The organism is Actinomadura meyerae (assembly GCF_900188445.1).
Taxonomy (GTDB): domain Bacteria; phylum Actinomycetota; class Actinomycetes; order Streptosporangiales; family Streptosporangiaceae; genus Spirillospora; species Spirillospora meyerae.
Genome location: NZ_FZOR01000013.1, coordinates 176,064 through 183,327, shown reverse-complemented (window position 1 = coordinate 183,327; position 7,264 = coordinate 176,064). Strand labels below are relative to the sequence as shown.

Annotated in this window: 9 protein-coding genes; 1 reads left to right on the top strand and 8 read right to left on the bottom strand. The window is 71.9% G+C overall.

Annotation, left to right across the window (positions count from 1 at the left end; translation table 11 throughout):
- Window positions 1-188: 188 nt before the first annotated feature.
- From CHF16_RS16185 to CHF16_RS16180, 3 genes are all read right to left on the bottom strand, one after another.
- Window positions 189-923 carry a hypothetical protein gene (locus tag CHF16_RS16185; protein ID WP_143228001.1) on the bottom strand — a complete coding sequence of 245 codons (735 nt, stop codon included), beginning with the start codon at window positions 921-923 and terminating at the stop codon, window positions 189-191.
- Between the two features lie 7 nt (window positions 924-930).
- Window positions 931-1,074, bottom strand: coding sequence for a hypothetical protein (locus CHF16_RS40300; RefSeq protein ID WP_179271550.1), 144 nt, complete (start codon window positions 1,072-1,074; stop codon window positions 931-933).
- Between the two features lie 159 nt (window positions 1,075-1,233).
- Window positions 1,234-2,028: an acyl-CoA thioesterase gene (locus tag CHF16_RS16180; RefSeq protein ID WP_089326847.1), complete on the bottom strand. Its 795-nt coding sequence runs from the start codon at window positions 2,026-2,028 to the stop codon at window positions 1,234-1,236.
- 187 nt (window positions 2,029-2,215) lie between these two features.
- Here CHF16_RS16180 and pgi point away from each other — a divergent pair, with 187 nt between their 5' ends.
- Window positions 2,216-3,862 carry a glucose-6-phosphate isomerase gene (gene pgi, locus CHF16_RS16175; protein ID WP_089326846.1) on the top strand — a complete coding sequence of 549 codons (1,647 nt, stop codon included), beginning with the start codon at window positions 2,216-2,218 and terminating at the stop codon, window positions 3,860-3,862.
- 77 nt (window positions 3,863-3,939) lie between these two features.
- Here pgi and CHF16_RS16170 read toward each other — a convergent pair whose 3' ends face one another.
- The 5 genes from CHF16_RS16170 to CHF16_RS16150 form a co-directional block, all read right to left on the bottom strand.
- Window positions 3,940-4,197 carry an EF-hand domain-containing protein gene (locus CHF16_RS16170; protein ID WP_089326845.1) on the bottom strand — a complete coding sequence of 86 codons (258 nt, stop codon included), beginning with the start codon at window positions 4,195-4,197 and terminating at the stop codon, window positions 3,940-3,942.
- Between the two features lie 91 nt (window positions 4,198-4,288).
- A complete protein-coding gene (locus CHF16_RS16165; protein ID WP_089326844.1) occupies window positions 4,289-5,038 on the bottom strand; it encodes a sugar isomerase domain-containing protein in 750 nt (249 codons plus the stop codon).
- Window positions 5,031-5,471 carry a PTS sugar transporter subunit IIA gene (locus tag CHF16_RS16160; protein ID WP_179271549.1) on the bottom strand — a complete coding sequence of 147 codons (441 nt, stop codon included), beginning with the start codon at window positions 5,469-5,471 and terminating at the stop codon, window positions 5,031-5,033. Before CHF16_RS16160 ends, CHF16_RS16165 begins: the two co-directional genes overlap by 8 nt.
- Window positions 5,468-5,770: a PTS sugar transporter subunit IIB gene (locus CHF16_RS16155; RefSeq protein ID WP_089326842.1), complete on the bottom strand. Its 303-nt coding sequence runs from the start codon at window positions 5,768-5,770 to the stop codon at window positions 5,468-5,470. Before CHF16_RS16155 ends, CHF16_RS16160 begins: the two co-directional genes overlap by 4 nt.
- Window positions 5,771-5,796: 26 nt before the next feature.
- Window positions 5,797-7,233 (bottom strand): PTS ascorbate transporter subunit IIC, encoded by a 1,437-nt coding sequence (locus CHF16_RS16150; protein ID WP_089326841.1) that lies wholly within the window; start codon window positions 7,231-7,233, stop codon window positions 5,797-5,799.
- Window positions 7,234-7,264: the final 31 nt, after the last annotated feature.

Here is a 7,264-nt window from a genome sequence, read left to right as displayed (position 1 = left end):
AGAGAACACCCGTTCTACTGGATCTCCGTTCTCATGTCCGGCCACCAGCCGAGAACCCTTGACACCTCCGGCGTCACCTTAACTTCCCGGCATTGAGCCTAGCCCCGGCACCACCCGGGATCCGGCGACCGGCCGGTCGACTGCCCGAACAGGCTCATCTCGCACGCTGCGGCAGCCGAGCCCGGAAGCTACCGCAACGCAGCGACAACGGCGCGGGCGACCTGCTGGACCTCGCGACCCGCGGTGGCCTGGTCCAACCCGGTACCGGTGCCCACCGCCCAAGGCCGGGCATAGTCCTGCCCTTCCCAGTCGATCACCATGTTGACGTTCTTGAAGCGGCAGTACAGGTAACGGCCGCTCATCGAGTAATCCTGCCGGGGATCCCCGATCACTCCGCTCACCGCGTTCTCGCGTGATATCCGGAAGCCCAGGCATTCCTCCGCGATCCCGGCCGCCTTCTCGAGCGGCCCGGTGCTCACGACTTGCCGCCCCTCGCGCGTCCGGTCGCCCGCCAGCTCTTTCCGCACGTACGCGGCCTTCTCCATCGCCTCCGCGATGCTCGCCTTCCGCGTCACCTGGAGAGTGAGAACGCGATTACGCCGGGCATCGAGCACCGTCCACGAGAAGTGCTCGTCTCTCATCCGGTCATTGAACGGGTCGCTCCAGAGCCTGCCCTTGACGACATCACTCGGAAGCGCTCCGGACACCGCTCGGTCGATCTCGGGCAGTTTCGTGACGAGGCCCGCCGCATCCGTTTCGACGACGGACGGGGTACTCGGAGCGGGCGTAGCGGAATACCGGCCGCCGGTATCACCCGTCGCGTCCGAGAACAGGCCGCAGGCCGCCGCGCCGGCAACGCAGAAAAACCCGACGACGGCCAGAACTCCACCACGTCTGACGCCCTCATGGCGTGGCCCGCCCATCAGCGCCTCACTTGCCGAAATGCTCGGTGACCTCACCGAGTTCGGAAACGACGCCGCCGACTGTGCTCACCGTCTCACCGGCGGGTTTCAGCGGCTCGATCAGCCCCATGAGATCTCCGACGGTCTGCGCCCCTCCGCCGATCTTCTTCATATCAGCTCCGGCACATCCCCGCGGCGGGATCGCCACACCTATTGCCATCTGGCGCAACTTCGTCATCGGGGACACGCGGCTCGCGGGACCCGCCAGCATCGTCACTGGGCGACCCCACCGCTCGCCCGGCACCCCTTCCGGACGGCAGCGCCCCCGGAGTCAGGATTCGGGGCGGAGGAGGGCTTCTTGGGCCACCGAGGCCAGGAGGGTGCCGTCCTGGGCGTGGAGCGTTCCCCGTGCCAGGCCGCGAGCGCCGTGGTTGGTCACCGGGTCCACCGAGTACAGGAGCCACTGGTCGGCGCGGGGCTGGCGGTGGAACCACACGGCGTGGTCGAGGGTGACGGCCGTGGCGAGACGGCGGGGCGAGCCGGGGGCTCGGGCGCTGCTCACCACCGCCATGTCCGACACGTAGGTGACCAGGCACGCGTGCAGCGCGGGGTCGTCGTCGACCAGGGCGGACGCGCGGAACCAGAACGGGTGCGCCATCGGGAACTCGGTTTCGGCCGGCGGGTCCACGACCCGGAAGTCGAAGCCGACCGGGTGCTTGAAGAACGTCGGGAGCACCGGCTCGTGCAGGCCCTCCGGGCCGGGCACGCCCGACGGCGCGGGGGCCTGCCAGTCGAAGCCGTCCTCGGGGGAGTGGAACGAGGCGATCAGCTCCAGGATCGGCTTGCCGCCCTGGCTCGCGGTGACGTGCCGGGTCGAGAACGAGCGGCCGTCGCGGGTGCGGGCCACGTCGAAGCGCAGCGGCTCGTCCGGTGAACCCGGGCGGATGAAGTAGGCGTGCAGGGAGTGCGGCGGGCGACCGTCCGCGGTCAGGCACGCGGCCCGCAGGCTCTGCCCGGCGACCTGCCCGCCGAACAGCCGCGGCCACCCCACCGACGGCCCGGTGGCGAGGAAGGCGTCCTCACCGAGGGGGTTCAGGTCGAACAGCCGCGTGATGCCGTCGTTCATCGTGCTCCTTGGGGGACCGGCGCCTGGCGGCGACCTTACTCGGCGGCGGTGCGGCCGCCGGCGACCGGGGCGGTCCCCTGCGGGCCGGGGGACGGCCCTGATACGGTCACGCGCGGTCGCCCTATGATCGCCGTGGGGACGGCGCCCGGGGGATCGGCGCCCGCCCCGCGAGGAGATGAGAGAGGCAATGGCTGATATCACCGAGTCGCCCGAGTGGTCCGCGCTGGGCGAGCACCACGCCGCGCTCGCCGGGCGGCACCTGCGCGACCTTTTCGCGGACGATCCGGGGCGCGTCGACCGCATGACGGTGACCGCGGGGGACCTCCACCTGGACTACTCCAAGCACCGCGCCACGGGCGAGACGGTGTCGCTGCTGGTCGCGCTCGCCGAGCGGGCCGGGCTGCGGTCCCGGATCGAGGCGATGTTCACCGGGGAGCACATCAACGTCAGCGAGGACCGCGCCGTCCTGCACACCGCGCTGCGGCTCCCGCCCGGCGAGGCCCTCACCGTGGACGGCCAGGACGTCGCGGGCGACGTGCACGCCGTGCTGGACAAGATGTCCGACTTCGCCGGGCGTGTCCGCTCCGGCGAGTGGACCGGGTACACCGGCGAGCGCATCACGACCGTCGTCAACATCGGCATCGGCGGCTCCGACCTCGGCCCGGCCATGGCCTACGAGGCGCTGCGCGACTTCGCCGACGCGGGGATCTCCTGCCGGTTCGTCTCCAACATCGACCCCGCCGACATCGTCGGCACGCTCGCCGGCCTCGACCCCGAGCGGACCCTCTTCGTCATCAGCTCCAAGACGTTCGGGACGCTGGAGACCCTCACCAACGCCAAGGTCGCCCGGAAGTGGCTCGTCGACCGGCTCGGCGCCGGCGAGGCCGTGTCCCGGCACTTCGTCGCCGTCTCCACCAACGCCGAGCGGGTCGCCGAGTTCGGCATCGACACCGCCAACATGTTCGGCTTCTGGGACTGGGTCGGCGGCCGGTACTCCTTCGACGGCGCCATCGGGCTGTCCCTGATGATCGCGATCGGCGGCGAGGCGTTCCGCGAGATGCTCGCCGGGTTCCGCGAGATCGACGAGCACTTCCGGTCGGCGCCGTTCGAGGCGAACATGCCGGTGCTGATGGGCCTGCTCGGCGTCTGGTACACCGACTTCTTCGGCGCGCAGACCCGCGCGGTGCTGCCCTACAGCCAGCGGCTGGCCCGCTTCCCCGCCTACCTCCAGCAGCTCACGATGGAGTCCAACGGCAAGTCGGTGCGGGCCGACGGCGCGCCCGTCGTCGCGCAGACCGGCGAGATCTTCTGGGGCGAGCCCGGCACCAACGGCCAGCACGCCTTCTACCAGCTGCTGCACCAGGGCACCCGGCTCGTCCCGGCCGACTTCATCGGCTTCGCCGAGCCCTTCGAGGACCCGGCGGTCGACGGGCCCGCGGGGATGCACGACCTGCTGACCGCGAACATGCTGGCGCAGACGTCGGCGCTCGCGTTCGGCAAGACCGCCGAGGAGATCGCCGCCGAGGGGACGCCCGCCGCGGTCGTCCCGCACAAGGTGATGCCGGGCAACCGGCCGACCAGCACGATCCTGGCGCCGAAGCTGACCCCGAAGACCCTCGGGTCCCTCGTCGCGCTCTACGAGCACATCGTGTTCGTCGAGGGGACGATCTGGGGCATCGACTCCTTCGACCAGTGGGGCGTCGAGCTCGGCAAGGTCATGGCGATGGACCTCGCGCCCGCGCTCACCTCGGCCGAGCCGCCGGCGCAGGCCCCCGACCCGTCGACCGCCGCGCTCGTCCGCCGGTACCGGGAGCTGCGCGGCCGCCGCGTCTGAACGACTCGAACGCGCGAGTCGAACGCGCGAGGGGGCCCGCCGGACGTGCCGGCGGGCCCCCTCGCGTTCGCCGCGGGTCAGGCGCGGGCGCCGGGCAGCGGCCCCTCGGCCCAGCCCTGGGATTCCAGGATCGCGCGGAACTCCTCGAAGGAGATGAACCCGTCGAGGTTGCCGTCCGCCCGCTCGAACCTGTCCTGCGTCTCGGCGCGCGTCCAGGCGAGGCCCAGCTCGTCGAGCACGAGCGTGAACTCCATCAGGTCGAGCTTCTGGTCGCCGCCGAGGTCCGCGCGGGTGAACAGCGCAAGAAGGTCGTCCTCGGTCGGTCGTGTCGTCATCTCGCTCCTCGTTCTGTCCGATGGTAGCCACGCATCATGTCACAGGGAGCGAGCCGGGCCCTATGCGAAACGCCGCAGGAAGAGCCCCGGTTTACGGGTGTTCGTCCCCCGTCAGCTCGGGGACGCGGTGCCGGTACCGCTCGAACAGCGCCGCGTTCACCTCGTCGCCGCCGGGGACGTTCGCGCTCGTCCAGCGGGGCAGCTCGGTGCCGCGCGCCGACGCGAGGTCGTCGAGCGCGGCCAGCACCCGCGACCACGCGTACGCGGCGAGGATGGTGGACGCCGCCGCGGTGCGCGGCGCCTCCGCCGGGTGCAGCACGTCGCCGGGCGGGACGCAGGTGTCCAGCACGATGTCGGCGTGGTCGGCCAGCGACGTGGACGTCCGGGCCGCCGCGCCTCGCGCGGCCCGCGCCGAGGTCACCGCGACGACCGGCACGCCCCGCGCCCGGCACTCCGCGGCCACCTCGACCGGGTAGGGGTTGCGGCCGCTGGTGGAGAAGACCACCGCCACGTCCGGCGGCGCGGGCGCCGCCTTCGCGGCCACGGCGCGCCCGACCCCCTCCTCCCGCTCGACGCGGGTGCTGCGCACCGCGTCGTCGAGGGGGAGGACGCCGGGGTCCCAGACCGGGCGGACGGCGGCGAGGCCGCCCGCCCGGTAGAACGTCTCGAACACCATGGCGAGGGAGTGCCCCGCCCCGGCGACGTGGACGATCCCGTCGGCCTCGACCGACTCCAGGAGCAGCGCCGCCGCGGCGTCGATCGCCTTGCCCGAGGTCTCGTCGAGGTCGTCCAGCAGAGTCCGCACCCGGTCGGGGAGCTGCGTCCGGGGGGAGTCAGGCATCGGGCACGGCCTCCTTCAGGGTGCGGGCCAGGTCCTCCTGGCCGGACGCGGCGCGGAGCCGGTCGGCCAGGCCGCCCGACAGCGCGCGCGCCAGTCCGGAGAGGACGCCGACGTGCGCGTCGGGATCGGGTGTGCAGAAGGCGAGCAGCAGGTCGACCGGGTCGTTGTCAGGATGACCGAACTCGACCGGCGACGCCAGCCGGGTCGCGCCGACGCCGACGGCCAGCCCGCCCTCCTCGGGGCGGGCGTGCACGAGCGCCAGGCCCTTGGTCAGCACGATGTACGGGCCGTTCTCCTCCACCACCCGGACGCACGCGTCCGGGTAGCCCTCGCCCGCCGCGCCCGCGTCGACCAGCCCGGAGGCCGCCCGGCGGACGGCCTCCCGCCAGTCCGCCGCGGTGACGCCGTCGGCAGCCGCGATCACCACGCTCACCGCAGCCACCCCTGCTCGGTGAGCCGCTCCCGCAGCTGCGCCTCGAGTCCCTCCTTGTCGAGGAAGTCGCTGACGGTGATCACGACGGGGGCGAGATCGGCGATCTCGCTGGTGTGCATGCCCTGGCCGATCACCACGTCCGGCGACATCCCGCGCGCCGTGGACACGTCGGTGTTCTCCACCCGCGCCTCCACGCCGAGGGAGCGCAGCGCGTCCTCGGCGGTCATCTTGAGCATCAGGCTGGAGCCCATGCCGACGCCGCAGACCGCGAGGATCTCCAGTTGCCGGTCCAGTGCCATCTCGGTCCTTCTCTCTGTCGGTTCGGTCAGGCCGCCGCCGCGGCCCTGTCCTCGGGTGCGGAGTCACCGCCGTCCGGGCCGCCCCGCCGCTTCTCGGCGCGGCCGAGCAGCAGCAGGGAGGCGACCATCGCGGCGAGCGCGACGGCGGGCACCGCCCAGACCGCCTTCCCGCCGGCGACCGGCTCCACGGCCTTCAGCAGCCACGCGATCGCGTACCAGTCGGGGTCGGCGAGCGTGGCGAGCTCGGGCGCGGTCTTCTCGTACAGGCCCCAGGTGACGGCCTGCCCGACCGCGAGGACGAGCCCGGAGATCACGCCGCCCAGCACGGCGCCGCGCCAGCCCGCCACCACGTTGCCGAACAGCGCCGCGGCGCCGCCCACGAAGAACAGCATGATCATGGGCGGGGCGAGGGTGAACCAGCCGGCGCCGGCGAACACCGCGAGGCAGATCAGGAACACCACGGTGGACGAGACGAACCCGACCATGACGGCGGTCGGCGCGACGGGGAACACGGTCGGCGCGTCCAGCGCGGGGCGGGTGCCCGGGATGACCCGGTCGCTGAACCCCTTGAACGCCGGGACGATCTCGCCGAGGAACATCCGCACGCCGAACAGCAGGATCGCGATGCCGCCCGCGAACCGGAGGCCGACCAGGATCGCCCACACCCACGGGGACAGCTTGTCGTCCATCTCGGCCGCGGCCTTCGCCACCACGCCGTCGTCGGCGAACGCGACGCCCACCAGCATGATCACCGTGATGATCAGCGCGGTGCTGACGTTGACGTCCTTGAAGAACGACAGCTGGCGGGGCAGCTTCAGCTTCTCGGTGTCGTGCTTCTCGCGGCTGCCGAGCGGGCGCGCGGCGTACCCGGTGATCAGGCAGGCGAGGGAGCTGGTGTGCGCGAACCCGAACCGGTCGTCCGGCATGACGCGGCGCATCAGCGGGCGCATCCACAGCGGCTGGAGCGTCCAGTAGGCGGCGACGAACCCGGCGCCGCACAGCACCAGCGTGAGCTGGTCGGCGTCCGGGGCGATCGTCACCAGCGACGCCACCGTCACCGTGCTGATCCAGAACATCAGGTGCCCGGTCAGGTACAGGTAGCGGGCCGCCGGGAACAGCCGGACGACCAGCACGTGCACCAGGAAGGCGACCGTGATGACCAGCGCCACCGTGCCGCCCTGCTTGGTGAGGAAGTCGGCGAGGGTGTTGTCGGCCTGCGGCGGCGTGGTGTCCATCGCGCTGGCGAGGACGGTCTGGAAGCTGGTCAGCCCGCCGGTGAACACCTCCACGCCGATGAACAGGATGACGACGCCGATCGTGGCGCGCAGCGCGCCCGCGAACACGTCCTCGAAGCGCTTGCGCTGGAGGATGAGCCCGATCAGCGTGATGAGCCCGATGAGGATGGGCACCTGGCCGAACACGTTGTCGGCCAGGAAGGTGAGGATGTCCTTGATGACGTCCATGAGTGAAAGTCGCCTCACTTTCCGGGGGGTG

Bases quoted from the DNA above. Each gene is read 5' to 3' on its own strand.
- CHF16_RS16185 (WP_143228001.1), bottom strand. From the start codon at position 923: ATGGGCGGGCCACGCCATGAGGGCGTCAGACGTGGTGGAGTTCTGGCC.
- CHF16_RS40300 (WP_179271550.1), bottom strand. From the start codon at position 1,074: ATGAAGAAGATCGGCGGAGGGGCGCAGACCGTCGGAGATCTCATGGGG.
- CHF16_RS16180 (WP_089326847.1), bottom strand. From the start codon at position 2,028: ATGAACGACGGCATCACGCGGCTGTTCGACCTGAACCCCCTCGGTGAG.
- pgi (WP_089326846.1), top strand. From the start codon at position 2,216: ATGGCTGATATCACCGAGTCGCCCGAGTGGTCCGCGCTGGGCGAGCAC.
- CHF16_RS16170 (WP_089326845.1), bottom strand. From the start codon at position 4,197: ATGACGACACGACCGACCGAGGACGACCTTCTTGCGCTGTTCACCCGC.
- CHF16_RS16165 (WP_089326844.1), bottom strand. From the start codon at position 5,038: ATGCCTGACTCCCCCCGGACGCAGCTCCCCGACCGGGTGCGGACTCTG.
- CHF16_RS16155 (WP_089326842.1), bottom strand. From the start codon at position 5,770: ATGGCACTGGACCGGCAACTGGAGATCCTCGCGGTCTGCGGCGTCGGC.
- CHF16_RS16150 (WP_089326841.1), bottom strand. From the start codon at position 7,233: ATGGACGTCATCAAGGACATCCTCACCTTCCTGGCCGACAACGTGTTC.